Source organism: Planctomycetota bacterium (assembly GCA_039819165.1).
Taxonomy (GTDB): domain Bacteria; phylum Planctomycetota; class Phycisphaerae; order Phycisphaerales; family UBA1924; genus JAHCJI01.
In genome coordinates, this window is record JBCBSM010000001.1 from 1,279,288 (window position 1) to 1,305,652 (window position 26,365).

The following is a 26,365-nucleotide window of genomic DNA, read 5'->3' on the forward strand; positions in this document are numbered from 1 at the left end:
CACGGATGCCCAACGCCACGCCGAACGCACGGACGCGATCGTCGCCGCTCGGCCGATGGATCGGCCCGCTCGGCTGGGGCTTCTATCTCGCCGTCTCGTGGACCTGGGTCATCGGCATGGTGCTGCCGGCCTTCATGCTGCTGGACTACGGCTGGTGGGCGCTGCTCGTCTTCTTCGTGCCCAACGCCGCCGGCGCAGCCGCCATGGGCTTCGTGCTGCGGGACACCCGCGCCGCCGATCGGCTCCGCGAGCGGCACTCGGCCATGGTCCGCGTGTTCTCGATCGTCACGATCGCCTTCCACCTCTTCGTGCTGCTCACCCTGCTGACGCCCCGGACCTCGCTCCAATGGTCGATCCTGGCGGCGGTGCCCCTGGGCACGGCAGCCTGCGTCATCGCACGAACGGGACGGGTCCTGACGACGCTCGCGGCGCTCGTCTGGCTCGCGAGCGTCGCGCTCCTGGCCGGCTTCGTGATCGAGGGCGGCGAGCCGTCCTGGAGCCAGCCGGCGTTCGACTTCTTCGGCGAGGACCTGCTCTTCGTCGCCCCGGCGTGCGCGCTGGGCTTCGCATGCTGCCCCTACCTCGACGCCACCTTCCTGCGCGCCCGCAGCGAGACAACCGTCGCAGGCGGCCGCGTCGCGTTCGCCTTCGGATTCTTCGGGCCGTTCGCGGCGATGATCGCCGGCACCGTGCTCTACGCGAGCGGGCTGGTGACCGGTGCGCTGGCCGCGGGCACCTACGTGCTTGCCCACCTCGCGGTGCAGTCGGCCTTTACGATGGGCGTGCACACCCGCGAGGCCGCGGTGCACGCCAGCGGGCTCATCGTCGCCATGCTGCTAGCCGGCGCCGCCTTCGTGGCGATGTCCCTGCTGCCCGAGTCGCCGACGTGGGCCGCCGGCATGTCGCCCGGGCGGATCCTCTACTACGTCTTCCTTTCGGCCTACGGGCTGCTATTCCCCGCCTATGTGCTGCTATCGATGCTGCCGACCGCGCTGCGGCTGCCCCCGCTGCCCGCGAAGGCCTGGCTCGTGATCGTCCCCGCGCTCGCGGGGGCGGCCGCCGCCTTCGCCGCGGGCTTCATCGCCAAGGAAGAGCAGTGGCTGCCGCTGGGCATCGGGGTGCTGCTGGCGGCCGCCTTCGCCACCTACGCCCTCCGCAGACGCGCTGGGGCAGCCCGTGGCTGAGGCGACGCTGCTGGCCGTCGGCGACCTGCACCTGGGCAAGCCCATCGCGAGCCTGCCCGAGGCCCTCCGAGATCGGTCCCGCCGGCTCGGGCCCTTCGGCGCGCTCGAGAGCATCGTCCGCCTCGCGAGAGAGGAGCGCGTCGACGCAGTGCTGCTCGCCGGCGACGTGGTCGACGACGACACCGCCTACTTCGAGGTGCTCGGGCCGCTGTCCGCCGCCGCGGACACGCTCGCGGGCATCCCCATGATTGCCGTCGCGGGCAACCACGACGCGCACGTGCTCCCCCGGCTCGCGGACGCCATCCCGGGATTGCACCTGCTCGGCCGCAACGGCGCGTGGGAGCGCCGGGAGGTCGGCCGGGGCGTCGAGATTCTCGGCTGGAGCTTTCCCGACACGCACGTCAATCACTCGCCGATGGCCGGCGTCCCACCCCGGGGCAACGTCCTGCGCATCGGCCTGCTGCACGCCGACGTTGGCGGCCACGCCAGCCGCTACGCGCCGGTGCCGCCGGCCGAGCTCGACGCCGCACCCGCCGACGCGTGGCTGCTGGGCCACATCCACCAGCCCGATCTCGACGGGCTCGCCCGCGCACGGCCCGTCGGCTACCTGGGCGGCGCCTGCGGCCTGGATCCCAGCGAACACGGCCCGCTCGGCGCGTGGACTCTCCGATGCGGCGCGCGCGTCGCCGCGGAGCACGCCCCCATCGCGCCGCTCGCGTGGTTGCACCGCTCGCTCGATTGCACCGAGCTCGACCCCGACGATCTGTCTCGTGCCATCCACCAGGACGCCGCCGACGCCGTCGCCGTGGTGCCGAACGCCGAAGCCGTCGGCCTGCGCATCACGCTCGTTGGACGCAGTGCCTGGTGGCGGGCGTTCGCGGACGCGGCGGGTGCGCAGTCCCTGGGCGAGCCCTGGCGCGCGGGCTCCGCGGAGGTGTTCCTCGATCGCGTCCGCTGCCGCGTGCGGCCCGCCGTCGACGTCGAGGCGCTCGCGGGCGAGCCGTCCGTGGCCGGCGGCCTCGCGTCGCTGCTCGGCGACATCCGGAGCGGCGCCGCAGCCGACCTCGAGCGGTCCGCCGCCGATGCGCTCGCGGCCCTCCACCAACGCATCGCCCCCGACGCGCCGAGGCCCGAAGCCCGCGCTGCGCTCGAGGCCGCCGCCGAGGATCTCCTCGCAGAACTCGTTGGCCAGCACGATGGACCTCACGGCCATGCGGATTGAGCGCGTCGACATCGACGCGAGCCCCGGCATCGATCGGCCGTTCTCCGTCGAGGGCCTCAGCCCCGCACTCACGGTCGTGCTGGGCCGCAACGGGGCGGGCAAGTCCACGCTCGCGCGCGCCATCCGGCTGCTGATGTGGCCCGAGCGGCACGCAGCCGTCGCGGCGCGTCTGGTGCTCGCGCAGGACGATACCACGTTCACCTCCTCGATCTCGCCCGTCGCCGCCGGCTGGCGGCCCGCCACCCCGCGGATGCCAAGGGCCAACGTCGGCCGCAGCATCGCCATCGGCATCGATGCGCTGTGGACCGACGGCGACACCGACGCCTCCATCCGCGCCGCGATGGCCCGCGAGCTGCGCGGCGGCTACGACCTCGCGCCGCTGCGAAACGCAGCGGCCGAGCGGCCGAAGATCGGCCGCGCCGAGATCGCCGGCCACCGGCGGGCCGCGCAGCACCTCCGCGATGCGCAGCGCGAGGCCCGCGAGCTGATGCACCAGCAGGACCAGCTTGCAACGCTCCGCCGCGATGCCAACGCCGCCCGCAGCAAGGCCGACCGCCGGTCGGCCATCGAGCAGGCGCAGCAGCGGCTCGGCCTGCAGCGACGCCTGGAGGCCGTCGAGGCGCAGCTCGCCGCACTGCCCGCGGGGGCCCTCCGCGTCCGCGGCGACGAGGTTCGCCGGCTCGACGAGCGACGCCAGCGGATCGACGCGAATCGCCGGGCCGCCGCGGACGCCGACGGGCGCGCCACGGCCGCTCGCGAGCGGCTCGAATCCCTCGGCGTGCCCGAGGGCGGCGTGCCGGACGGCCCCATCGCCCTGCTGGGGGAGCACCACAAGGACGCCGTCGCCCTCGAGCAGCAGATCGCCGAGACCCGCCGCCGCATCGCAGAGCGTGAGCCGAATGCAGCTGCGCATGCGTCACCGATGTCGAGCGAACGCCTCGACCAGATCGACGATGCGCTCGTGCGCGTCGACCATGCGCGCCACCGCGTCGCAGCGATCGCCGGGGCCGAATCGCCGCGCACGCAGCGGGTACGACCCGGCGCGTGGCCGGCCGCGAGCGCAGCGTGCCTCGCCCTCGCGACACTGCTCGTGCTCGCGGTGCTCGCAGGAAATGCGATCGCCATGGCCGCCGCCATAGCCGGCCTTGCCGCCATGGCCTGGCTAGCCGCGAACCTCCGCCCCCGCACGGAGCCCGAGACCGGTGCATCGCTCGAGCAGGCCCGCGGCGAACTTGCCGATGCAGAGGCGGAACTGCGGGGACTGGCCGGCGATGATCGCGAGCTTGCATCGACGCTCGCGCTCGTCGTGGCGGCACGCCGCGCGGCGGAGGCCGACCGGGCACACCAAGAACTACTCGCTGCTCGAGCCGCCGACGAGTACCAGTCTGAGCAACTCGGTGGCTTGCTCCAGCGGGCGACCGCAGCGCTCGCGAGCACGCTCGACGCTGCGCCGAACTCCGCCGCCGACATCGCCGCCTCTGTGGCGCAGCTACGGGAGCGGCAGCGCCGCTGGACACGCGAGACCGAGATAATCGCCGAGGCGGAGCATGCCGCCGAAGCCGCGCGCGACGCCGCCGCGCGCGACGAGGAGGCGCTCGCGGCCGAGCTCGACGAACTGGGCCTGACGCCCGACACCCTGCCGCAGCTGCACGAGTGGCTCCGCGAGCGCGATCGGGCCCGCACGCTCGACGGCGAGCGCACGGAACTGGCAACGCGGATCGACGCCGCCGATCGCGCCCTGCGTGAATACCCAGCGTTGCTCGAGGCCGACGACGCGGCGCTCGCCGCCGAGCTACGGGCCGCGGAGGGTGCCGCAGGCGAAGCCGACGAACTCCGGGGCCGCATCGGCGGCATCGAGGAGCGCATCCGCCTCGCGGGGTCGAGCGAGCGGCTCCGCGACGCGCACCTGGCCGTCGACCACGCCGACACCGCGCTCGAGCGGCTCCTGGAGGAAGAGTCCGGCCGCGCCGCGCGGAGGCTGCTGCTCGACGCCGCGCTCTCGGCGCTCGGCCGCGACGATCTGCCCCCCATCGTCGAGCACGCCGATGGACTGCTGCGCCGATGCACCCGCGGGGCGTACGGCCTGCGGGCCGGAGGCGACGGCGAGCCCGCGGTAGTCGACGTCCGCACCGGGCACGCCGTCGCGGACACCGCACTGTCCAGCGGCACGCGGGCGCAGGTGCTGCTCGCCCTCCGCGTCGCGCACGCCATCAACGCCGAGCGAGACGCCGGGTGCCGCCCGCTGCCCCTGGTGCTCGACGAGCCGCTCGCGACCACCGACGACGAGCGCTTCCACGCCGTCGCCGCGCTGCTGGCGGATCTCGCCGGCGCGGGCCGCCAGATCCTCTACCTGACCTGCGAGCCCGCCCACGCCCGGCGTCTGCTGGCCGTCGCCGCCGAGCGGGAACTCGACGCCGCGCAGCTCGACCTCGACGCGGTGCGCACGGACGAGGCCGCACGAGCGCTCCAGCCCGCGATGCTCGCCGAACCCAAGGCCGCCCCGTCGCCCGCGGACCTGCCGGCCGAGGAATACGCCCGGCTCGCCGGCGTCGCGCCGCTCGATCCCTGGGCGCCCGACGCCGCGATCGACCTCTTCTATGTGCTGCGCGACGACCTGCACGCCTACGCCGAACTCGCACGCCGCGGCATCCGCACGGCGGGGGCGCTCGCCGATGCGGCGGTCCGGGGCGAGGCGGGCGGGCACGCCGGCGCCGCGATCGCCGCACGAACGGCCCGGCGGGCCATGTGCGCCTGGCGCCGGGGTCGCGCCCGGCCGCTGACCGTGGCCGACATCGCCGCCGCCCCGGCGATCTCCGAGACGTACGCCCAGGACCTGGCCGACCTGGCCGCCGAACTCGGAGGCTCCGCGGACGCCCTGCTCACCGAGCTGCGGTCGAAGCGGGACGAACGCACCAAGGGCTTCCGCAAGGCCAAGATCGCCGACCTCGAGGCCTACTTCCGCGCCGAGGGCCTGCTGCCCCTCGGGGAACCACTCGATCGCGATGCCGTCCTCCGCGAGGCGCTGCCCCCCGAGCACGCCGATAACGCCCGCCTGGCGGCCAGGATCGGCCATCTCATCGATGTTCTGTTTTCATTCGGACACGCCAAGCCCGAAGCGCTCCGGCCGCAGCCGGCGTAAGCCCTTCGGTTGCCCGGCCCGCTGCTTCAGCTGGCAAACGATGCATCCGGTGGTATCTATGGCTCGGAAGGGGAAGCCTCGGGCCCGGAGCACGGTTGTGCATTCCGCAGAGATCCACCCGCTCCGCCCTGCGTCGGCCGGGCCGATGCGGACGAATACAAGACCTAAAGCCCGAAAACCTCGGGGAGATGCACGGAAATGAATAGGACCCACCACACGCCCCGCCGCATCGCCAGTGCCTGCGGCCTCGCGCTCGCCTGCGCTCCCGCGGCGCTCGCGGCGAGCGACGACCTCGTCGCCGTCCAGTCCCAGGACGCCATCTCGACCCTGACGCTTGATGGCGCCCCCTTCCGCAGCACGCCGGCCGACGTGGTCGATCTGCGCGCCGTAGCGGTGCCCGGGAGCGATGCCGTCCTCGTATCGTGGACCGAGCGGACCGCCTCGGGCACCGTCGGCTATTCGGCGGTTGCGCGCGACGGACGCAGCGTCGACCGCGTCTCGGTAGACGGCGACACCATCCGCCTGCGGTACGCCGAGTTCGACCCCGGTCGAGCGGTGCCCGCCGTGCCCGCGATGCTCGCAGCGGACGAGCAGCACGATGCATACATCGTGCAGTACATCGGCCAGCCCGTCGCCGCCGCGGATGCCGCGCTCGAAGATGCCGGCGCCATCGTCGTCCGCCACCTCGCCGACCACGCCCGCATCGTCCGCATGGACGACGCGGCGCGGGACCGGGTGGCCGACCTCGACATCGTCCGCTGGGTCGGCCCGTTCCACCCGGCGTACAAGCTCGATGAGCCCATCCTCCAGCAGTTCGTGCTGGGCGGCGGCGTCTCGAGCTTCGTTGATCCGCCCGTTCGCTATTCCATCGAGCTATTCGAGGACGGCCCCGAGGCCATGCTGGCTGCGACCCAGGCCGTCGCGCAGGCCGGCGGCGCGGTCGACCTGGAGGTGCCCGAGACCGGCCGCCTCGAGGCCTCGCTCACCCAGGACCAGCTGCTCTCGATCGTCCGCCTGGGCAACGTGCACTTCGTCGACCACTGGGCGGCGCCCGAGACGGACATGAACATCGCCCGCTCCATCGGCGGCGCGGCCTACCTCGATTCGGTCGCCGGCTACACGGGCGCGGGCGTCAGCGGCGAGGTGATGGACAGCGGCATCCTCCGCACCCACCAGGAATTCCAGGACCCGCCACCCGTGCTACACACCGGCACCGGCGTCGATAGCCACGGCACCGCCACCTACAGCATCGTGTTCGCCGATGGCGTGTCGCCCGCCGCCAAGGGCATGCTCCCCGATGGCCGCGGCATCTTCGCCAGCTACTTCGGCCTGGGCAACCGCTACGTGCACACGCGCGAGCTGGTCATCCCCACGGGCACGTTCCGCGCCGTCTTCCAGAGCAACAGCTGGGGCAGCGGCCTGACCACCTCCTACTCGACGACGACATCGGAGATGGACCGCATCATCTTCGACAACGACATCCTGATCACCCAATCGCAGTCCAACCAGGGCAGCCGCCAGTCGAGGCCCCAGGCCTGGGCCAAGAACATCGTGTCCGTCGGCGGCGTCGTCCACCGCAACACGCTGTCCAAGTCCGACGACTGCTGGTGCAGCGGCGCCAGCATCGGCCCTGCCTCCGACGGCCGCATCAAGCCCGACCTGACACATTTCTACGAGTTCACCCGCGCCGCCACGAGCGCGAGCACGGGGGCCTACACCGAGTTCGGCGGCACCAGCGGCGCCACGCCCATCGTCGCCGGCCACTTCGGCCTGTTCTTCCAGATGTGGGCCGATGGCATCTTCGGCAACCCCGTCTCGGGTGGCGACGTCTTCGACGAGCGGGCCCGATTCAGCACCGCCAAGGCGATGATGATCAACACCGCCGACCCCTACGCCTTCAGCAGCCCGAGCTCGGACAAGAGCCGCGTGAAGCAGGGCTGGGGCATGCCCGACCTCCGCGAGATGTACGACGGCCGCGAGTCCTTCTTCGTCGTCGACGAGACCGACATCCTCGAGGAACTCGACACGGCCACCTACCCGCTCGTCGTTCCCGCGGGCGAGGACCAGCTCCGCGTGACCCTGACCTGGTCGGACCCCAACGGCACGACCTCGTCGACCGTCCACCGCATCAACAACCTCGACCTGCGGGTCACCGCGCCCGACGGCAGCGTCTATTGGGGCAACGTCGGCCTCGATACCGGCATCTGGAGCGATCCGGGCGGCTCGGCCAACAACGTGGACACGGTCGAGAACGTCTTCGTGCAGTCGCCCGAGGCCGGCACCTGGACCGTCGAGGTCATCGCCGCCGAGATCAACCGCGACGGCCACCGCGAGACGCCCATTCGCGACGTCGACTTCGCGCTCGTCGCCCAGGGCGTCGACGGCCTCGCCGCCGCCTTCGAGCTGCCCTTCGAGGACCAGGTGCCCGACGCCGACGTCGATCGCGAGAAGTGGATCGAGCTGAGCGGCAGCATCATCGCCACTACCCTGGGCTTCAACCCGCCCAGCGAGCCCTACAGCATCCTGATCGCCAACGAGCCGCTGCTGGCCTCCAACCGCATCAACGTGCCGCTGGACCTCAGCCCCAACGTTGACGTGAGCTTCTGGAGCGAGCACCGCGGCGTCGAGGCCGGTGAGACCCTCGTCGCCGAGTACTTCAGCACCTTCTTCGACGAGTGGCGTGAGCTGACCACCGTCGTCTCCGACGGCAGCGACCAGACCGAGTTCGTGCAGCACACCATCGATCTGCCGCTGGACGGCTACGGCGAGACCTTCCGCCTGCGATTCCGCGCCCCGGGCAGCGACGCCACAGACCAGTGGTACATCGACGACGTATTCGTCGGCGAGCCCGACTCCACCGGCTGCCGAGCCGACTTCGACGGCGACGGCGCGCTGACCATCTTCGACTTCCTGGCCTTCCAGAACGCCTTCGACTCGGGCGATCTCGCCGCCGACTTCGACGGCGACGGCGCGCTGACCATCTTCGACTTCCTGGCCTTCCAGAACGAGTTCGACGCGGGCTGCCCGTAGAACACTCGCCAGCAGCAGCAACGCTAATGCGACACGCGGGGCGGCCCCAGGGGCCGCCCCGCTTTTTTGCAGGTGATCGGCGCTGCGATCAGGTCGGGGCTTCGACGGTCTGCAGCAGCTGCTCGAGGATGGCCTCGGCCTCGCCGCCGTCGGCCTGCTCCATCGCGCCCCGCACGATGATCCGGTGCGCGCACACGTACGGCACGTTCTCGAGCACATCCTCGGGGATCACGTAGTCCCGGCCGGCGATCATCGCAGTCGCCCGCGCCACCTGCGTCAGCGCCAGCGAGCCGCGCGGCGACAGCCCCAGCCGCAGATCCGGCGACGCGCGCGTCGCCCGCGCGATCGCGATGACGTACTCCAGGATCCGATCGTCCACCGTGACCGCGTCCACGCGGGACTGCAGCTCCGAGAGCGTGTCGAGGTCCATGACGGGCTCGAGCGTCGGCAGCGCGTTGCGCGCCGGCCGGCTCTGCAGCACCCGCAGCTCCGTCGCGGGCTCGGGGTAACCCAGCCGCGAGCGCATCAGGAAGCGATCGAGCTGGTTCTCGGGCAGCAGGTACGTGCCCTCGAACTCGTAGGGGTTCTGCGTCGCGATCACCATGAACGGCCGGGGCAGCGCGTAGGACACGCCGTCGACGCTCACGGTCGCCTCGCTCATCGCCTCGAGCAGCGCCGTCTGCGTCCGGGGCGTCGTCCGGTTGATCTCGTCGGCCAGCACGACATTGGCGAAGACCGGCCCCCGCTTGAACACGAACTCGCCCGTGTCCCGCTCGAAGATGCTCACGCCGATGATGTCGCTGGGCAGCAGGTCGGGGGTCATCTGCACGCGGGAGAACTCGCCCTGCACGCTGCGCGCGATGGCGCTGGCCAGCACCGTCTTGCCCACGCCCGGCACGTCCTCGATGAGCAGGTGACCCCGGGCCAGCATCGTGCGGATCACCCGATCCACCGCCGCCGGATTGCCCAGGAAGACCGAGGCGATGTTCTCGCGGAGGGCCGCGATCGGATCGGCCATGCATACCTCCTCGCCGGCGGTCCCCCAGGGCCCCGCAGAGGCGGAGCGTACGCGAGGAGAAGGCTCCGAGAGACTCGCCGCAGGGCACCATGCCCGCTACCCTTACGCCCCTCCGGCCGGCCGGTCGGGGGGAGGGCCCCGTTCGGGCGGAGGGACGCGTGCAGACGGCCGATTCCACCGAGTCCATCGCGCTCTACGGCGTCCGCGCGACGGCCGTGGGCGTCGCGATCTCGGTGGCCGCCGCGGCCGCAGCCGTGCTGATCTACGGATTGGCCAACGGGCTCACCGCGGACGCCAAGGCCCTGTACATGCCCCTGTCCGCGGCAAGCGTCCTCATGGCCCTCAGCTGGCTGTCCGCCGCGGGGGTCGCGGCCCTCACCGGTCCCTACCGACCCGCCCAGGCCGGCTTCTCGTGGCTCGTGCTCTCGGCCGCCCGCAACCTGCTGCTGCTCGTTGCGGCCGCCGCCGCCGCCCTGGCGATGCCGGACGCCGGCATGCCGCTGTGGATCGGCCTGGTCGCCGGCGGCGTCGCCGGCGTCGCGGCCGACTCCGTCCTGGCGGCCCGCGCGATCGCGACCCACCCGACACGCGCCACGAGCGCACTGCCCGGAGGACCGCGTTGATGCCCCTGAGCGCCGAGTTCCTCGCGCCGATGCTCGCCGCCGCCGAGGCCGGCGGCGTGCCGAGCCCCGTCGACCACATCGTGGTCCACCCGTTCCTCAACGTCGGCGGCTGGTGGATCTGGTCGTCGGCAACCGCCAACCTGCTCATCTCGGGCGTGCTCATGCTGCTGCTAGGCATGTTCGTGGCCAAGCGCATCCGCACCGGGCCGAGCACGCAGGGCGAGCAGGCCTACCTCACCAAGGGCAAGTTCGCCTCCATGGTCGAGGTGCTCATCGTCGCGCTGCGGGACCAGTTCATCCGCCCGGTGCTGGGCGAACGGGCCGACCGCTTCCTGCCCTTCCTGCTGTGCGTCTTCTTCTTCATCCTCATCAACAACCTGCTGGGCATGATCCCGCTGCTCGACATCAACATGCTCATCAACTTCTACGCGGTCGAGTCCGGCCTGGCCTCGGGACCGAAGTGGAAGGACCTGCACATCGCCCCCTTCGGCGGCACCGCGACGCAGAGCATCTGGGTCACCGGCGGGCTCGCCCTGGTCGCGGGCCTGGTCATCAACATCGCCGGCGTCATGCGGCTGGGCGTGGGCGAGTACGCCAAGCACCTCACCGCGGGCACCCCGGTCTACCTGTGGCCCATCATGGTTCCGGTCGAGATCATGGGCACGCTGATCAAGCCCATCGCGCTCGCCCTGCGTCTATTCGCGGTCATGACGGCGGGCCACATCCTCCTGGCGGTCATGTTCGTCTTCGTCGAGCTGATCGCCCGCGCCACCAGCCTCGGGATCATCGTGGCCATCCCGTTGTGGATCCCGGTGCTGTTCATGGCCGTCTTCATCTTCGTGCTGGAGGTCTTCGTCAGCTTCCTCCAGGCCCTCATCTTTATGTTCCTCACCGCGGTCTTCATTAGCCTGCTGGACCACCACGGCGACCACGCCCACGAGCACGACACCCACGTACCTTCCGCGGCGCAGCCCGCGTAAACCCCTGAGCACTTCCGGCGGGGCCGGATGAGGATTCGAGAAAGGACGACAGACCCATGACGTTGAAGAGCTTCGCCCTTGCCGTGATCGCGATGGCCCTGTTCCTGCCGGCGATGGCCCTCGCCCAGGAAGCGCCCCTCGAAGTCCAGGTCGCCGAGGCGGCCGCCGTGCCCACCCACTACGGCTTCGCGGCCATCGGTGCCGGCATCGCCCTCATCGGCGGCGGCATCGGACTGGGCCTGGTCGGCAAGGGCGCGGTCGAGTCCATCGCCCGCCAGCCCGAGGCCGGCGGCACCATCGGCCAGAACATGATCATCGTTGCCGGCCTGATCGAGGGTGCCACGCTCGTCGGCGCCCTGGTGGGCCTGCTGGTCGTGCTCATCCGCTAACAGCGTTACCGCCGCGCACGCCGCACTCGGGCGGCGTGCGCCCAGGAGGCCGCCATGCCCCGCCCAGGAACCATGTCGTTGGGAGCCATCCCGTGGGCGTCGGCCGCGGCCGTCGCCGTCCCCCTCGCGCTGCCGGCGATCGCGCTGGCGGCCGAGGACGGCGAGAAGGGCACCGTCATCCCCGGCATCAAGCAGGGCGTGCCGATGATGATCGCCGCCCTCCTAACCTTCGGCGTCGTCTTCTTCCTGCTCTCCAAGTACGCCTGGCCGGCGATTTCCAAGGGCCTCGAGGATCGCGACGCCAAGATCCTCGAGGGCCTGGAGGCCTCCAAGCGGGCCCTGGCCGAGGCCGAGGCCATGCGGGAGCGCTACGAGGGCCAGCTCTCCGAGGCCCGGGCCGAGGCCCAGCGCATCCTCGCCGAGACCAAGGCCCGCCAGCAGGAGTTCGCCGCCGACCTCAAGACCAAGGCCGACGCCGAGCTCAACAGGATGCGCGAGCGGGCCCAACGCGATATCGACGCCGCCCGCCGCGTCGCCGTCAACGAGCTCTACGCCGAGTTCGCCCGGCTGAGCACCATCATGGCCAGCCGCATCCTGGAGCGCGAGGTCAACGAGCAGGACCAGGCCCGCCTCGTCGAGCAGGTCCTCAGCGAGTTCGAGGCCGGTCGCCAGGCCGCCAACAACTAGCCGCGCTCGGCTGCCCCGGAGGCCCACGCATGCCCCTGCTCGAGACACCACCCGACGCGCTGGCCGAGACCTACGCCACCAGCCTCTTCGAATTCTGCAAGGACAAGGGCGGCATCGACGCCGTCGAGGAGACCCTCGACGAGCTGCTCGGCGTGCTCAACACCGCGCGCGACGACGCCCAGTTCAGCGAGTTCCTCGCATCCCGCGTGCTGGCGACTAGCGCCCGCAAGGCCTCGCTCTCGTCCATCCTCGCAGGCCGCATCTCCGAACGCACGCTCCACTTCCTGCTGCTGCTCAACGACAAGGAGCGGCTCTCGCACCTGCCGGCAATCGCCGCCTCCTTCCAGGCCATGGCCCAGCAGGCCCTCGGCCGCCTCGACGTCGACGTCCACACCGCCTCGCCCATCAGCGAGGCCGACCTCGACGCCATCCGCGAGCGGCTCGCCAGCGCCCTGGGCAAGGACGTCGTTGCCCACCACCGGGCCGACCCCGGCATGATCGGCGGGCTCAAGCTCCGCTTCGGCGACCAGCTCGTCGACGGCTCCATCGCCGGCCGCCTCCGCCGCCTCCGAGACCAGCTCGCCGCCGACGGCGCCACCCGCGTCCGCACCCGCGTGGCCGAGATCATCGACGCCGACACCTCCGCCCTCGACGACGCCGCCGGGGACTGACCCATGGCCACCAGCACGATCGCGAGCATTGATCCCGCCGGCATGCGGGCCCTCGTCCGCGTGGACTTCAACGTCCCCATCAAGGACGGCACGATCCGCGACGATCGCCGCATCCGCGCCGCCCTGCCCACCATCCAGAGCATCCTCGACCGCGGCGGGTCGGTCGTGCTCATGAGCCACCTGGGCCGCCCGAAGGGCGAGGGCCTCCAGCCCGATCTCTCCCTCGCCCCGGTCGCCGAGCGATTGGGAGAACTGCTAGACGCCCACGTCGAATTCCCGTCCGATGACTGCATCGACGACGAGGCCGCCGCCGCGGCGCAGACGCTCGAGCCCGGCGGCGTGCTGCTGCTCGAGAACCTCCGCTTCCACACCGCCGAGAAGACCGGCGACGCCGCCTTCGCCGCCACGCTCGCTGGCTACGGCGACTTCTACGTCAACGACGCCTTCGGCACCTGCCACCGCGCCGACGCGTCGATGGTGGCCGTCCCCCGCGCGATGGAGGGCAAGCCCCGCGTCGCGGGCCTCCTGGTCGAGAAGGAACTGCGGTTCCTGCGGGCCGCACTCGACGACCCACCCCGCGCCTTCATCGTCGTGCTCGGCGGCGCCAAGGTCTCCACCAAGATCGCCGCGATCGAGAACCTGCTGCCCAAGTGCGACGCGATGCTCATCGGCGGCGCGATGGCGTACACCTTCCTCCGAGCGCGCGGCGAGCCCGTAGGCAGCAGCCTCGTCGAGGACGAGCACGTCGAGACCGCCCGCCGCGCACTCCAGGCCGCCGAGGACCGGGGCGTGCCGCTCCAGCTGCCGTCGGACCACATCGTGTCGAAGGCCTTCGAGGCCGGGGCCGAGACCTGGACCACCAGCGAGATCCCCGATGGCGCGGTGGGGATCGATATCGGACCCCAGACCGCGGGCGCCTACGCCGCCGAGATCTCGACGGCCCGCACCGTGCTCTGGAACGGCCCGATGGGCGTCTTCGAGTGGCCCGGCGCCGACGGCGGCTCGCGGGCCGTCGCCGAGGCAATGGCATCGGCCACCAAGGCCGGCGCCACCACGATCGCCGGAGGCGGGGATTCGGCCGCCGCGCTCGATGCCTTCGGCCTGGTGACCGATATCACCCATGTGTCCACCGGCGGCGGAGCCTCGGTCGAGATGCTCGAGGGCAAGCGGTTCGAGGCCATCGAACTGCTCGACCAGGCGGGATAGCCCGTGCGGGCGATTCGTGCCCGCGCCGAAGTAGGAATGCGGGAGGCACGCCATGCCCAGCTACGACCTGTGCGTCATCGGGAGCGGACCGGCCGGCCAGCGTGCGGCGATCCAGGCCGCCAAGCTCGGCAAGCGGGTCTGCGTCGTCGAACGCCGCCAGGAGGTCGGCGGCGTCGCCGTCAACACCGGCACCATCCCCTCCAAGGCGCTCCGCGAGGCCATCCTCGGCATGGCCGGCACGCAGTCCGTCGTGCCCCGCGAGAGCGACTTCCTCGCCGCCCGCAGCAAGACGTTCTCCGCCTTGCTCGAGACCGCCAACGTCGTTGTCCGCCACGAGGTCAAGAAGGTCGCGGGCCACTTCGCCTCCAACGGCATCGATGCCATCTATGGCACGGGCCACTTCCAGGACGCCAACACGATCCGCATCGACGGCCACTCCAACATCTCGGAGATCACCGCCGACAACGTCCTCATCGCCGTCGGCGCCAGCCCGGCCCGGCCCGAGGGCATCCCGTTCGACGGCCAGAACGTCATCACCAGCGACCAGCTGCTCTGCCTGGACTACCTCCCCGCCACGATGATGGTCGTGGGCGGCGGCGTCATCGGCACCGAGTACGCCAGCATGCTCACCGCCCTGGGCGTCCGAGTCACGCTCATCGAAGGCCGCGGCGAGCTGCTCGGCTTCGTCGATCGCGAGATCACCGAGGCGCTGCAGTTCCACCTCCGCAAGCGGGGCATGACGCTGCGGCTCAACGAGAAGGCCGTCGGCATCGAGGTCATCGATCCGCCCGACCTCGCCCGCAGCGGCAACAAGAAGATGGCCCAGGTCCAGCTCGAGAGCGGCAAGAAGATCGTCGCCGACTGCCTGCTGTACTGCATCGGCCGCCAGGGCGCCACCGACGGCCTGGACCTCGCCAACGCTGGCCTCGAGGCCGACCACCGCGGACGCCTGGCCGTCAACGAGCACTATCAGACCAGCGTGCCGCACATCTACGCGGCGGGCGACGTCGTGGGCTTCCCGGCCCTGGCAAGCACGTCGATGGAGCAAGGCCGCCACGCCGCCTGCCACATGTTCGGCGCCCCGCTGCCCCAAGCAAGCCACACGCTGCCCTACGGCGTCTACGCCATCCCCGAGATCTCGATGGTCGGCAAGACCGAACAGCAGCTCACCGAGGAGGGCGTGCCCTTCGAGTCGGGCGTCGCCCAGTACGACGAGATCGCCCGCGGCCAGCTGCTCGGCGACGAGCTGGGCATGCTCAAGCTGCTCATCCACCAGGAGACCGAGGAGATCCTCGGCGTCCACGCCATCGGCGCCGGCGCCACCGAGATCATCCACATCGGCCAGGCCGTCATGGCCCTCGGCGGCACGCTGGACTACTTCATACACACCGTCTTCAACTACCCCACCCTCGCCGAGTGCTACAAGACCGCCGCCCTCAACGGCCGCAACCGCCTGCGGAGCACGTAGCGGAATCGGGCGGGCCTAGCCTGCCCGGTCGTGGCCAAGCGCACCCGAGCAACCCGTGCCCGCACCCCAGACCCGCTGCCCGAGAGCGGCGTCGCCGCGGGATCGCTCGATGACCTCATCGGCCAGGACGACGCCGTCGAACTCCTGCGGCGGATCCTGGACGCCGATCGCATCCCCCACGCCTGGCTCTTCGGCGGGCCCTCGGGCGTGGGCAAGCGAACGCTGGGGCTCGCCTTCGCCGCGGCGCTGCTCGAGCCCGAAGAGGTGGGCGAGGCAACCGAGGCGCGCGCGATGCTGGCGTCGGGCTCGCACCCCGACCTGACGCTGGTCACCAAGGAGCTGGCGGCCTTCAGCGAGGACGCCGACGTCCGCAAACGCAAGCAGCGAAACATCCCCATCGAGCTGCTGCGGGAGTTCTTCGATCCCGCCGTCGCCCGCACCGCCACGCTGCCGGGACGGCGGGCGGCCAAGGTCTGCATCATCGACCAGGCGCACCTGCTTGGACGCGACGGCCAGAACCACCTGCTCAAGACGCTCGAGGAGCCGCCGCCGCGGACGGTGCTCATCCTCGTGGCCGACCGGCCGCACGACCTGCTGCCGACCATTCATAGCCGCTGCCAGCGGCTGGACCTCCGCCCGCTGCCACCCGAGGCGATGGAGCGCTGGCTGGATGCGCGCGGCGTGGGCGATGATGTGGAGCGTGGAACGCTGCTCCGGCTAGCCGACGGCTCGCCGGGCGACGCCGAGCTGATGCGCACCACCGGGGTGGTCGGCTGGCCCGGCGAACTCGAGCCGCTGCTGTCGCGGGCGAGCAACGGCGACGACGACGGCGCGCTAGCCGACGCATGCGTGTTGCTGGCGTCGGCGTGGTCCGAGGCGTGGGTCAAGCAGCGGCCCGCGGCGAGCAAGGATGCCGCCAACCGCATCGCCTGGGGCCTCGTGCTCCGCGTCGCGGCCGAGTGGTGCCGCGCACGGCTCCGTGCGGGCGACGCGGACGCCGAATCGCTGGACGCCATCGCGGCCTGCGGCGGCTTGCTCGATCGAGACGTGCAGCCGAGATTCGCGTTCGAGGTGCTCGCCGAGCGGCTGGCCGTCGACGCCTTGGCTACGCCCGGACGCTGAGCGAGCCGTCGGCCTGGCCGGCCTCGACGGCCGCGGGCGCTGCGCTCGAGGCCTTCTGGCGGTCGCTGCGGATCTGCTCCATCGCCAGCGCCCAGGTCTCCCGCTCGTATTCGAGCAGCTCGATGACGCGGCCGACGCGGGCGGGCTCCTTGTTGAGGCTCGCCTCGGTCAACTCCTGAAAGAGGAACAGGAACACGCCCGTGGTGCGGTCGCACAGCTCGGGATCGGCGTTGCGATCGACGGCGGTCGCCAGCTCGGCGCAGATCGCCCGAGCCTGGGTGATGCCCTCGTAGCTCTTCTCGTAGTCCTTGGCGGCCAGGCCCTCGCGGGCCTGCGTGGCGAAGCGGATGGCTCCGTCCAGCAGCATCAGCCGGAGCTCCTCGGGCGAGGCGCTCATGACCCGGGTGCGGAGATAGCTCTGGGCGGTGTCGTGTGCCATCGGCCCTTCTATCGGTCCCTGTCCGGCCCTGGTCCAGCGGGCCGGCCTGGGAGAATCCCCGGGCCGGCGGCGGGCCGATTCTGCCGGCGATTACAAGACCAGCGACGACAGCGCAGCCTGCTGCGCCTGGAAGCCCGCGATGACGCTCTCGAGCGTGGCGAACTCCCGCTCGAGCCGCAGCTGCTTGTCGGCCAGCCGCAGGTCGAACTGCTCGATGCGATCCCGCTGCAGCTCGATCTGCCGGTCGAGGGCCTCGTTCCGGGTGGTGAGCACGCCGTCGACGCTGTCGACGTAGGTCCGCGCGAGCTCTTCGACCTGGGCCAGGATGCCCAGCGACGAGAAGGTCTCGCGGCCCGTGGGATCGGTGACGGTGATGCCCTCGCCGAATTCGATCTCGCGGCCCGTGGACTCGATCTCGCGGGCGATCAGCAGGTCCTCGACGGCGTCGGCATCCTGCTCGAGGGCGGCACGGAGCGCGTCCTTGTCGAGCTCCAGGCGGCCGCCGTCGCCGATGGTGATGCCCACGTCCGAAAGGTTGTCGAAGGGGCCCGAGACGTTGTCGGGGGCGCCGGTCACCGTCGCGATCATCGCGGCCTTGAGCCCCAGCAGCGTGCCGTCGCCCAGCAGCGGCCCGCGGACCTCGGTCTCGGGCTCGAATCGGCTCTGGAAGTCGATGCGATCGAGCGTCTCGTTGAAGGCCGAGACGAATTCGTCGATCCTGGTTTCCAGCTCGGTGCTGTCGTCCGAGACGTTGATCGTCACGGGCGAGTCGCTGGCGGCCTCGAGGTTGAGGGTGAGGCCCTCGATGACGTCTGTGACGGTGTTGGTCGAGCTGGTGATGAGCACGCCCTTGGCCGGGTCGGACGAGCCGAAGAACAGCTTGGCGTCCTCGCCGCGATCGAGCAGCTCGAGGCCCAGGTCGAAGCCGTTGGTATCGATGACCGTACGGCCGGCGGCGCCGCTCTCGCGGGCGGTGAGCGCTAGCCGGAACGGGTTGGCGCCGATGCCCTCGTTGACGATGGAAGCCGATACGCCGACACCGGCCTCGTTGATCTTGCGGGCAACGTCGCGGAGGTCGTCGTCGGGCTCGAACTCGACGGTGACCTCGAAGCTGCCGTCGATGAAGTTGTCGGCGTCGGTGCCCGAGGCCTCACCCGCGATGTTGAGGGCCGAGGCGACGCTGCCCGAGCGATCCTCGACCCGCAGGACGGTGCCGTCCGTGCCGTTGTCGATGAGCACGATGCCGTCGCCGTTGTCGTTGATGCGGACCTCGAGGTCGTCGCCCTCGACGGCGGCGTCGATCTCGCGGATGAGGTCGGCCACGGTCCGGGTGTCGGAGTCGATGGTGACCTCGGACACGGCCCCGCTGGAATCGATGATCCGGAAGCTGCCCGTGCCGATGCCCCTACCGCCGTTGAGATCGCTGACGAGGGTGTTGAGGCCGATGTATTGCCGCTGGAGCCGCTCACCCGACACGCTGTCGGCGGCGACGCCCGAGACGCCGGTGCTGATGCCCAGGGCGACGGCGGTGTCGGTGGCGCCGGTGGACCCGGTGACGACCAGGTTGCCCGTGCCGCCGGTCAGGTCGGTCACCGTGATGCCGGTGCCCATCTCGTCGAGGCCGATGGCGATCTTCGAGGTATCGACGTTGTCTCGGATCTGCTGGAGCAGGCCGTTGACGTCGGTATCGAAGTCGGTGATGGTCATGTTGAAGATCGTGCCGTCGCGGGCGCGGATCTGGAGCACGCCGTCGCCGAGGTCGGCGGCGCCGCCGGCGAGCGTTCGCGCGAGGGTCGAGTTCATGCCCGCGAGGACCTGTTCGCCCGAGACCGTGCCGGTGGTGGTGCCGGCGGCGAAGCCCAGGTCGGCCAGCGCGCTGCCGACGAGGCCCGTGCCCTCGGCCAGCTCTATGGAGCGTGTGCCGGTCGAATCGAACAGCTCCAGGCCATTGCCGTCGGCGTTGATCTGGGCGGTGACGCCCGACCCATCGAGGGCGTCGTTGATGCGATCGAGAGCGTCGCCCACGGTGACGGCACGGCCCTCGGTCAGCTCGAATTCGTCGTCGACCAGCTCGTAGAGATCACCGAGGCGGACCTGGTAGTCCACGCCATCGACGGAGATCGTGAAGTCCTCGGTGTCGCCGATGATCTCGTTGGCGAACACGCCGTTGCCGTCATTGAGCAGCGAGAGGGGCGTCGAGGTGCTCAGGCCGTAGACGTTCGAGCCGGTGGCTGTCGCGCCGCTGACCAAAAGCGTGCCGTCGAGGCCCAGGGACTCGACCACCTCGGCGGCGCCGACGTTCTCGATGGAGACGTCCGAGCCGTTGCCCGAGCCGGCGGTCAGCACGAAGGTGCCGCCCTGGACGCTGGCGGTGACGTCCACGTCGGTGGCGTTGATGGCGTCGAGGACCTCGCTGACGGTGGCGACGCGGGAGAGGTCGACCTCGGCCGTGGTGGTGCCGTCCGAGATCCGGATGATGCCGCGGGTGATGCCGTTGCCGCCGTTGAGGTCGGCCAGGGCGGTATCGCGGTCGAGCCGGGCCTCGGCGCCCTCGAAGGTAAAGGAGCCGGCGGAGATGGGCACGTCGTCCGCGGCCGAGAAGCCCCGGCTGAGCCGCTGCTCGGTGGAGACGAGGCGATCGACCAGGAAGGCGTAGGAGCCCGGGGCGGCGCCGGCCGACGCGGAGGCGGTCAGGATCGACTCGTCGGTGCTGCTGGCGCTCTTGGCGTCGAAGATGGGCTGGGTGCGCAGGCCCGACACGATGGAGCGCAGGCCCTGCAGCCTCGAGTTGATGTCGAGGAAGGCCGACTGCTGCACCTGGATCTGGGTCAGCCGCTGCTGCGCCAGGATCTTGGGCCGGGATTCCACGGCGAGCAGCTGCTGGATGATCGAGGCGGTATCCAGGCCGCTGGCCAGACCGATGCCCGAGGTAATTCCGCTCATCGCAGACCTCCATGCCCGCGTGGCGAAGAGCCACAACTAGACTCATCGCCTATCGGCCGCGGACCGGAGGCGAATCGAGCCGGATGCTCAATCGGCGGCGAACCCGGCCCAGCCGTGCGTCGTTCGTGCCGATAAGCCCATGATGCCTCGCAAGATGCAGACCAAGCTGCCGCCCGCCGCACGGTGGACCGCGCTGCTCGCCGGCGGTGGGCTGGCGATCGCGTCGCTCGTGGCGACCGCCATGGCCGTCGTGGGCGCGGGCCAATTGGTGTGGCCCATGCTGCTCTTCCAGCCGGTGGCGGCCGGTGCGGGCGTCGCCGCCGTGCTTGCGGCCCTCGGACCGCAGCGGAGCGCGCCCCCGCTGGCGTTGGCCGTCGCGGCGGGATCGGCGGCGATCGCGGCCTTCCTGGGCTACACCGGCGGACGCAACACCCTCGATCCGGGCACGCTGGGGATCCTGCTCGGGGTGCAGGGTGCGACTTCGGGCGTTATCGGACTATTAGCCGTCGCGCTCGTGCTCGGCCGCGACCGCCGCGCATGGCTCCGCGTGGGCCTCGGGCTTGCCCTGCTGGCGATCGGGGCCGCGTTTGCCGGCGTCGGCGTGCTGGAGCGGGCCAAGCCCGTCCGCGACGCCCTGGCCTCCACCGGGCCCATCCTGACCCCCGCGATCGGGCTGGTCGCGTTCGGGGTATTCATGGCGGTCGTCGCGGCGGGCGTGCACCTGGTTATCCGGCCCTTCGAGGCGCGCCTGGATGCCGCCCGCGACGCGGCGGACGCCGATTCGGCCTAGTTGGGCTCGCACGCGCCCCGAAACCCGGGCTCCCGAAGCCCGAAAGATGGAGCATGGGCATCCTCGAAACGCTGGGTCTGGTGGCGGCGACCTTCCTCGCCGGCGGTGCGCTCGCCATCGTCGTGACGCTGGTGCTGCAGCACAAGTCGCGGCGGTCGTCCAAGCAGGAGCCGCTGCCGCTCGACCAGACGATCGTGCTGGCCGAGCGGATCCGCTCGGTGGGGCGGCTGGTGGGGCTGGAGGTCATGGTCAAGGAGATCGCGACGGCCTCGCGGGGCTTCCAGTGGATGCCCCCGCTGCTGCTGAGCCAGGCCAAGGTCGCGATGATCTTCCACTTCGAGAAGCAGTACTCGATCGACCTGACGAAGATCGACGACGGCGACGTCGAGGAGGTCGGCCCGGGCCGCTACCGCGTGGCGCTGCCCGACGTCGAGGGCACGCTGCGGCTGTCGGACGTGACGCCCTACGACATCCAGCACGGGCGGGTGCTCGGGCTGTTCGACGTCATCCCGATGACGGCCGAGCGGCAGACCCACCTGATGACCGCCGCCCAGCGGGACGCCGCCCAGCTGTACGAGAACAAGGAGTCCCGCTACCTGGCCGAGGCCAAGCGGAGCATCGCGCAGCATCTGTCTTCGCTGCTCGAGCTCTTCGACGTCCGCGTCGAGGTGGTGTGGGCCAGCGAGGCGGGCGAGTCCGCGTCGATGATCGACGATCGTGACGAGGCCGCGGTCGCGGCTAGCTGAACGCGGCGAGATCTCCGAGCAGCGCATCGAGCAGGCTGGACGCGCCGATGCGGAAGCGTGCGGGGTTGGGCTGATCCCAGCCATCGATGCCTCGCATGGCCTCCAAGGCTTGCGACCAGTAGGCACGTGCATCGGCGGTCGTGCGGATGCCGCCGGCCGGCTTGATGCCGATGTCTGCGCCGCCGGCCTTGCGAGCCGTGCGCATCTGCTCGAGCATGATTGCTGACGCCTCAAAGGTCGCGGCGGGCTGGATCTTGCCGGTGCTGGTCTTGATGAAGTCGCCGTCGCGGAGCAGCGGCAGCACGGCGTCGCACGCGGCGCGGATGGCCGCCTCGGTGCGCAGCTCGCCGGTCTCGAGGATGACCTTGAGCCGCGCCGGGCCGATGGCGTCCCGGATGGCGGCGACCTCGGCCTCGACCGACTCGGGACGGCCGGCGAGCAGCTCGCCGCGGCTGATGACCATGTCGATCTCGTCGGCGCCGCGCTCGGCCGCCCAGGCCGCCTCCGCCACGCGGATGTGCAGCGGCGACTGGCCGCTCGGGAACGCCCCCGCCACCGCGGCGAGCTTCACGGGCGCATCGCCCAGGGCATCGCGGGCAACGGGCACGAAGTTCGGATAGACGCAGACGGCCGCCACGTGGATGCTCGGTTCGCGCTCGATCGGTCGCACGGCCCGGGCGCACAGGGCCTCGACACGCTCGGGCGTATCGGTGCCCTCAAGCGTCGTCAGATCGAGCACGCCCACCAGCGTGCGCAGGAGCTCGGGCGTCGGCGGGCTGGCGGAGGCCGGCGAGGGCGCGTTGGTACTCACGCTCCATGATCGCACTGCAGGCCGGCTCGGTCCACAGCGTGTTGTGCATGCCGCCCGCAATGGCCACGAAGCGTCCGTCCGGGGCCGCTTCGGCGATGGCCTGGCCGTCGTCGATGGGGCAGGTCTCGTCCTGGTCGCCGTGGAGCACGAGGAGCGGGCAGCGGAGCGTCGCGGCCAGCTCGGCGCGATCGAAGGGCTTGCCCCGCACGGGCGTGAGCCGCGGCCCGAGCCAGCGTCGAGATGCGAGCAGGCCGACGAGCGCAAGGGCGATCGGCAGGTTGGGCCACAGCGGCGCGCCCATCTGGCCCATGACGTTTCGTGCGGGCGTCGGCGGGATGCGGTAGGGCGATTCGGCGATCACCAGGGCGGCGTCGATCTCGGTGGCCGCCGCGATGCCGACGCCTCCGCCCATGGACGAGCCGGTGATCGCCAGGGGTCCGCCGGCGTCGACAGCGGAGACGAGATCGAGCAGCGCATCGACCTCGAGCACGCCCAGCGAGCACCAGCCCTCGCTCTCGCCGTGGCCGGGCAGGTCCCAGCACACGACACGGGCGGCGTGGGGCACGATGGCGTGCAGCCGGCGGAGCGTCGAGACGCGGCCGGTGCCCCACCCGTGCGTCACGATGGCGGTGGGCCCGCTCGGATCGCCACCCGGCAGATCCCAGGCCATGAGCGTGCGGCCGCGGCTGGTGAAGGACCACTCCTCGAACGCGAGCGGCTCGTCGAGCTCGGACGGATCGCCCGGCTTGCCGCGTGCCACGGCGGTGGCGTAGGTCATGCGGGGCGGCCTCGCGAGCGAACGGAGCGTGACGAGGGACAGCGCCGCGACGTAGAGCGCGCCGCCGGCGGCCAGGAGTATGAGCAGTCCGGCCACGGGCGCTACAGCCCCGTGAAGACGTTGCGTATGTCGTTGAAGGTCACGACGAGGAAGCCCATGCCGATGAGCACCAGGCCCGCGAGGGTCGCGGCGCTCTGGATGGCCTCGGGCACGGGCCGCCCTCGGATCCACTCGGCCACGATGAAGAGGAACTGGCCGCCGTCGACGATGGGCAGCGGCAGGAAGTTGACCACCGCGAGGTTGACGCTGATGAGCGCCATGAAGAACAGCAACCAGATCAGCCCGCGATCGGCCACGCGGGTGCCAAGGTGGGCGATGCCCACGGGCCCCTTGAGGTGCTCGACGCGGACGCTGCCCTGGAAGAGCCGCGCGAAGGTCACGTAGGTCATCAGCATGACCCGCTTGGTCTCGGCGAGCCCGACGACGACGGCGTCGACGGGGCCGTCGGCCTTGAGCGTGAACTCGGCGGGCTGGAAGATCGACAGCACGCCCGGCGGGGCGGACCAGCCCAGCTCGTGCAGCCGCCGCACGTCGCCGGCCGACAGCCGCAGCGTGCGGGTGTCCTGGATGCCCTGGCCGACGATGGGAACGCCAACCTCGAGCTCGACCGCGGCACCCTCCCCGGCGGCGAGCGCGTCCCGCGTGGCGGTGCGCAGGGCGGCGCGGATGCCGGCGAAGTCGTCGACGGGCACGCCCGCGATGCTCCGAACGCGGAGGCCCGGGCGATCGATGGCCGCGGCGGCGGGCGGCGCTCCGTACTCGGAGCCGGTCCGCTGCTCGCGGATGGCCGCGGGCGGCAGGGCCAGCAGGGGCTCGCCGAGCAGTTCGTTGGGCGCGAAGCCGATCAGGCCCTTGCGGTTGACGCGGGCGACGAGGGCAATCTCCTCGGACTGGCCGCCCTCGCCGGTGCGGACGACGGTGATCTGGATCTCGCGGCCGGCGTGAGCGCGGATCTCGGTGATGCCCTCGGCGATGCTGGGGTATTCGGCGGACCCGAGGCGGACGAACACATCACCCGGCCGCAGGCCCTGGTTCCAGGCCGCGCCGTTTTCTTCGGCGAAACCCACGGTCATGACGGGGGCGAGCCCGAGCACGTGGGTCTGCACCTGCTCGCCCTCGCCGCCGAGCCGCACGATCGACTCGTCGAGCACGACGCGGGGCTCCAAGTCGACAACGACCTCGGTATCTTCGCTCGCGAAGCCGATGGCGACGGGCCGGCCCTCGGAGTCGCGGAATGCGTCGGCGATGTCGGCGGCGTCCTCGGCGGACCTCTGCGGGCCGTCTCCGACGCGGATCCAGCCGGCCCGCATCTCGGGCTCGACGCCGGTGAGTCCGCGATCGTCCATGGACTCCCGGAAGCCGGCGTAGTCGCCGCCGTCACCGAAGACCGTCGTGGATTGTGCGGGCAGGATGCCCAGTTCGAGCAGGCCGGTGCGGGGCGATTTCTCGGGCAGGATCTGGAAGAGCAGCGGCTCGACCTGGCCGCGGCGCTCGACGAGCACGTCGACGGTATCGCCCGGGCTGGCCATGGCGGCGGCGAGCATCAGGTCGTTGAAGGTGCGGGCGGTGCGATCGTTGACGCGGAGCACCTCGTCGCCGGTGCGCAAGCCGGGGACGGCATCGGGCATGCCCACGGGGGTGGCCTGGCTAGCGGCGCTGCCGGGGATGACGTCGCCGACGCGGGGCGGCTCGGTCCGCAGGCCGACCATGAACACGAGCATGAACACGAGGGCGGCGAGCACGACGTTGGCGACCACGCCCGCCGAGATGACGACCAGCCGCTTGGCCGGGTGGCACCGCTGGTAGCTGTCGACCGCCGCGCTCGTGGCGCGGGGATTGAGGTCCTCCTGGCCCAGCATCTTGACGTAGCCGCCGAAGGGCAGCCAGTTGAGGCGGTACTCGGTGGGGCTGATGTCCGCGGGCGGCTCGTCGTGGACGGCGACGCCGTCGCGCTCCAGCAGCTGGCGGTAGGCCGGCTCGGTGCTCCCCCGGCGGAGGCCCATGCCGCGGCGGTAACTGAGCATCGCCGGCCCGAAGCCGATGGCGAAGGCCAGCACGCGGATGCCCGCCCAGCGGGCGGCCACGAAGTGCCCCGCCTCGTGGATGAACACGATGAAGCCGAAGCCCAGGATGACCAGCAGCAGGTCGCCGAACGTGCCGAACAGGGAGGAAAGTGCGCCCATGGCAGATGGTAGATCGGTCGTCGGCGGGGCCGGTTGCAGAAGACGCCGGCCGGACTCTCGCCCGGTCGGCGTCGGTTCGTGGCGTCGCGGGGACGCGGGGCCGGGTTAGCCGCCGTACTTGACGCTGCAGCCGTAGGCCTGGGTGCGGGCCGTCTCGATGGTCTCGCCGGCCATGTGGGCCTCGAGGGCGGCCTTGACGTAGTTGACGTCGCCGAGCTTGCGGACGCTGCGATCGTTGTCGATGGCGCCGTGGTAGACGATGGTGCCGTCCTTGGCAATGACGAACATCTCGGGGGTGCGCTTGGCGCCGTAGGCCTTGCCGACCTTGCCCGACATGTCCATCAGGACCGGGTAGTCCATCTTGTACTCGGAGACGGCCTTCTTGTTGCGCTCCAGGCCGGCACCCTGGAGGCCCTCGGCGCCCGAATTGATGGCGATCCAGACGACGCCCTTGTCGGCGAATTTGGCGGCGGTCTCCTTCATGGTCGTCGCGTTGGCATGATGCTTCTTGACGAACGGACAGTCCGGGTTGAACCACTCGAGCACGACGGCCTTGGTGTTGTTGCTGGCCAGCACCTTCTCGAGGCTGTGCTCCTTGCCGCTGGTGTCCTTGAGCGTGAAGGACGGCGCCTTGTCGCCGACGCTGACGCCCTGGGACTGCTGCTGGCCGTACTGCTGGGCGACGGCGACGGACACGGCGGTGGCGCCTGCCACGACGGCAACGGCGCTGAGCATCGAGAAGGCCTTGCGCTTCAGGTTGAACATGCTACCACTCCTCATTTGGTTGGCCGTCCTGGGACGGCGCATCTCTTCCTGCGTGCGATCCATGTCGACGCCCGACCATCGGGTGTCGCCTTCCGTGAACGCATGGGAATC

At 71.2% G+C, this 26,365-nt stretch carries 21 protein-coding genes; 14 read left to right on the forward strand and 7 right to left on the reverse strand.

Going from position 1 to position 26,365, the window contains the following annotated elements:
* Nucleotides 1-5: 5 nt before the first annotated feature.
* The 4 genes from AAFX79_05600 to AAFX79_05615 all read left to right on the forward strand — a co-directional run bounded on the left by AAFX79_05600 (nt 6) and on the right by AAFX79_05615 (nt 8,575).
* Entirely contained in the window at nt 6-1,184 is a 1,179-nt protein-coding gene (locus AAFX79_05600) for a hypothetical protein (protein MEO1008019.1), read from the forward strand.
* Complete coding sequence (locus tag AAFX79_05605; GenBank protein ID MEO1008020.1) at nt 1,177-2,406, forward strand: DNA repair exonuclease; 1,230 nt, start codon at nt 1,177-1,179, stop codon at nt 2,404-2,406. The genes AAFX79_05600 and AAFX79_05605 overlap by 8 nt, the downstream gene beginning before the upstream one ends.
* Nucleotides 2,396-5,545: a hypothetical protein gene (locus tag AAFX79_05610; protein ID MEO1008021.1), complete on the forward strand. Its 3,150-nt coding sequence runs from the start codon at nt 2,396-2,398 to the stop codon at nt 5,543-5,545. Before AAFX79_05605 ends, AAFX79_05610 begins: the two co-directional genes overlap by 11 nt.
* Nucleotides 5,546-5,743: 198 nt before the next feature.
* Complete coding sequence (locus AAFX79_05615) at nt 5,744-8,575, forward strand: GC-type dockerin domain-anchored protein (protein MEO1008022.1); 2,832 nt, start codon at nt 5,744-5,746, stop codon at nt 8,573-8,575.
* An 88-nt stretch (nt 8,576-8,663) separates the two neighbouring features.
* On the opposite strand, the gene AAFX79_05620 is transcribed toward AAFX79_05615, so the two are convergent.
* Complete coding sequence (locus AAFX79_05620) at nt 8,664-9,593, reverse strand: MoxR family ATPase (protein MEO1008023.1); 930 nt, start codon at nt 9,591-9,593, stop codon at nt 8,664-8,666.
* Nucleotides 9,594-9,751: 158 nt separating this feature from the next.
* Between AAFX79_05620 and AAFX79_05625 the strand changes: the two genes are divergently transcribed.
* From AAFX79_05625 to AAFX79_05660, 8 genes are all read left to right on the forward strand, one after another.
* A complete protein-coding gene (locus tag AAFX79_05625; protein MEO1008024.1) occupies nt 9,752-10,216 on the forward strand; it encodes a hypothetical protein in 465 nt (154 codons plus the stop codon).
* On the forward strand, nt 10,216-11,196 hold the full coding sequence (gene atpB / locus AAFX79_05630; GenBank protein MEO1008025.1) for a F0F1 ATP synthase subunit A: 981 nt from the start codon (nt 10,216-10,218) through the stop codon (nt 11,194-11,196). The genes AAFX79_05625 and atpB overlap by 1 nt, the downstream gene beginning before the upstream one ends.
* 113 nt (nt 11,197-11,309) lie before the next feature.
* Nucleotides 11,310-11,585, forward strand: coding sequence for an ATP synthase F0 subunit C (locus AAFX79_05635; GenBank protein MEO1008026.1), 276 nt, complete (start codon nt 11,310-11,312; stop codon nt 11,583-11,585).
* Between the two features lie 54 nt (nt 11,586-11,639).
* Nucleotides 11,640-12,272, forward strand: coding sequence for a F0F1 ATP synthase subunit B (atpF, locus tag AAFX79_05640; protein MEO1008027.1), 633 nt, complete (start codon nt 11,640-11,642; stop codon nt 12,270-12,272).
* Nucleotides 12,273-12,301: 29 nt separating this feature from the next.
* Nucleotides 12,302-12,943, forward strand: a complete 642-nt coding sequence (gene atpH / locus AAFX79_05645; GenBank protein ID MEO1008028.1) for an ATP synthase F1 subunit delta — start codon at nt 12,302-12,304, stop codon at nt 12,941-12,943.
* A gap of 3 nt (nt 12,944-12,946) precedes the next feature.
* Entirely contained in the window at nt 12,947-14,149 is a 1,203-nt protein-coding gene (locus tag AAFX79_05650; GenBank protein MEO1008029.1) for a phosphoglycerate kinase, read from the forward strand.
* 52 nt (nt 14,150-14,201) lie between these two features.
* A complete protein-coding gene (gene sthA, locus AAFX79_05655; protein MEO1008030.1) occupies nt 14,202-15,617 on the forward strand; it encodes a Si-specific NAD(P)(+) transhydrogenase in 1,416 nt (471 codons plus the stop codon).
* Nucleotides 15,618-15,647: 30 nt separating this feature from the next.
* Nucleotides 15,648-16,739, forward strand: coding sequence for a hypothetical protein (locus AAFX79_05660; GenBank protein ID MEO1008031.1), 1,092 nt, complete (start codon nt 15,648-15,650; stop codon nt 16,737-16,739).
* On the opposite strand, the gene fliS is transcribed toward AAFX79_05660, so the two are convergent.
* A complete protein-coding gene (gene fliS / locus AAFX79_05665) occupies nt 16,723-17,178 on the reverse strand; it encodes a flagellar export chaperone FliS (GenBank protein ID MEO1008032.1) in 456 nt (151 codons plus the stop codon). The genes AAFX79_05660 and fliS overlap by 17 nt on opposite strands.
* 90 nt (nt 17,179-17,268) lie before the next feature.
* Nucleotides 17,269-20,121 (reverse strand): flagellar filament capping protein FliD, encoded by a 2,853-nt coding sequence (fliD, locus tag AAFX79_05670; protein MEO1008033.1) that lies wholly within the window; start codon nt 20,119-20,121, stop codon nt 17,269-17,271.
* 139 nt (nt 20,122-20,260) lie between these two features.
* Here fliD and AAFX79_05675 point away from each other — a divergent pair, with 139 nt between their 5' ends.
* Nucleotides 20,261-20,911 (forward strand): hypothetical protein, encoded by a 651-nt coding sequence (locus tag AAFX79_05675; GenBank protein ID MEO1008034.1) that lies wholly within the window; start codon nt 20,261-20,263, stop codon nt 20,909-20,911.
* 53 nt (nt 20,912-20,964) lie between these two features.
* The gene (locus AAFX79_05680) at nt 20,965-21,657 is read left to right on the forward strand and encodes a DUF4230 domain-containing protein (protein MEO1008035.1); all 693 of its coding nucleotides are present in this window, start codon (nt 20,965-20,967) and stop codon (nt 21,655-21,657) included.
* Here AAFX79_05680 and deoC read toward each other — a convergent pair.
* The 4 genes from deoC to AAFX79_05700 all read right to left on the reverse strand — a co-directional run bounded on the left by deoC (nt 21,650) and on the right by AAFX79_05700 (nt 26,254).
* A complete protein-coding gene (gene deoC, locus AAFX79_05685; GenBank protein ID MEO1008036.1) occupies nt 21,650-22,468 on the reverse strand; it encodes a deoxyribose-phosphate aldolase in 819 nt (272 codons plus the stop codon). The genes AAFX79_05680 and deoC overlap by 8 nt on opposite strands.
* Nucleotides 22,374-23,342, reverse strand: a complete 969-nt coding sequence (locus AAFX79_05690; GenBank protein ID MEO1008037.1) for an alpha/beta fold hydrolase — start codon at nt 23,340-23,342, stop codon at nt 22,374-22,376. The genes deoC and AAFX79_05690 overlap by 95 nt, the downstream gene beginning before the upstream one ends.
* A gap of 5 nt (nt 23,343-23,347) precedes the next feature.
* Nucleotides 23,348-25,489 (reverse strand): site-2 protease family protein, encoded by a 2,142-nt coding sequence (locus AAFX79_05695; GenBank protein MEO1008038.1) that lies wholly within the window; start codon nt 25,487-25,489, stop codon nt 23,348-23,350.
* A gap of 105 nt (nt 25,490-25,594) precedes the next feature.
* Nucleotides 25,595-26,254 (reverse strand): thioredoxin family protein, encoded by a 660-nt coding sequence (locus tag AAFX79_05700; GenBank protein MEO1008039.1) that lies wholly within the window; start codon nt 26,252-26,254, stop codon nt 25,595-25,597.
* Nucleotides 26,255-26,365 lie beyond the last annotated feature (111 nt).

Bases quoted from the DNA above. Each gene is read 5' to 3' on its own strand.
- AAFX79_05600 (MEO1008019.1), top strand. From the start codon at position 6: ATGCCCAACGCCACGCCGAACGCACGGACGCGATCGTCGCCGCTCGGC.
- AAFX79_05610 (MEO1008021.1), top strand. From the start codon at position 2,396: ATGCGGATTGAGCGCGTCGACATCGACGCGAGCCCCGGCATCGATCGG.
- AAFX79_05615 (MEO1008022.1), top strand. From the start codon at position 5,744: ATGAATAGGACCCACCACACGCCCCGCCGCATCGCCAGTGCCTGCGGC.
- AAFX79_05620 (MEO1008023.1), bottom strand. From the start codon at position 9,593: ATGGCCGATCCGATCGCGGCCCTCCGCGAGAACATCGCCTCGGTCTTC.
- atpB (MEO1008025.1), top strand. From the start codon at position 10,216: ATGCCCCTGAGCGCCGAGTTCCTCGCGCCGATGCTCGCCGCCGCCGAG.
- AAFX79_05635 (MEO1008026.1), top strand. From the start codon at position 11,310: ATGGCCCTCGCCCAGGAAGCGCCCCTCGAAGTCCAGGTCGCCGAGGCG.
- atpF (MEO1008027.1), top strand. From the start codon at position 11,640: ATGCCCCGCCCAGGAACCATGTCGTTGGGAGCCATCCCGTGGGCGTCG.
- atpH (MEO1008028.1), top strand. From the start codon at position 12,302: ATGCCCCTGCTCGAGACACCACCCGACGCGCTGGCCGAGACCTACGCC.
- AAFX79_05650 (MEO1008029.1), top strand. From the start codon at position 12,947: ATGGCCACCAGCACGATCGCGAGCATTGATCCCGCCGGCATGCGGGCC.
- sthA (MEO1008030.1), top strand. From the start codon at position 14,202: ATGCCCAGCTACGACCTGTGCGTCATCGGGAGCGGACCGGCCGGCCAG.
- fliS (MEO1008032.1), bottom strand. From the start codon at position 17,178: ATGGCACACGACACCGCCCAGAGCTATCTCCGCACCCGGGTCATGAGC.
- fliD (MEO1008033.1), bottom strand. From the start codon at position 20,121: ATGAGCGGAATTACCTCGGGCATCGGTCTGGCCAGCGGCCTGGATACC.
- AAFX79_05675 (MEO1008034.1), top strand. From the start codon at position 20,261: ATGATGCCTCGCAAGATGCAGACCAAGCTGCCGCCCGCCGCACGGTGG.
- AAFX79_05680 (MEO1008035.1), top strand. From the start codon at position 20,965: ATGGGCATCCTCGAAACGCTGGGTCTGGTGGCGGCGACCTTCCTCGCC.
- AAFX79_05695 (MEO1008038.1), bottom strand. From the start codon at position 25,489: ATGGGCGCACTTTCCTCCCTGTTCGGCACGTTCGGCGACCTGCTGCTG.
- AAFX79_05700 (MEO1008039.1), bottom strand. From the start codon at position 26,254: ATGTTCAACCTGAAGCGCAAGGCCTTCTCGATGCTCAGCGCCGTTGCC.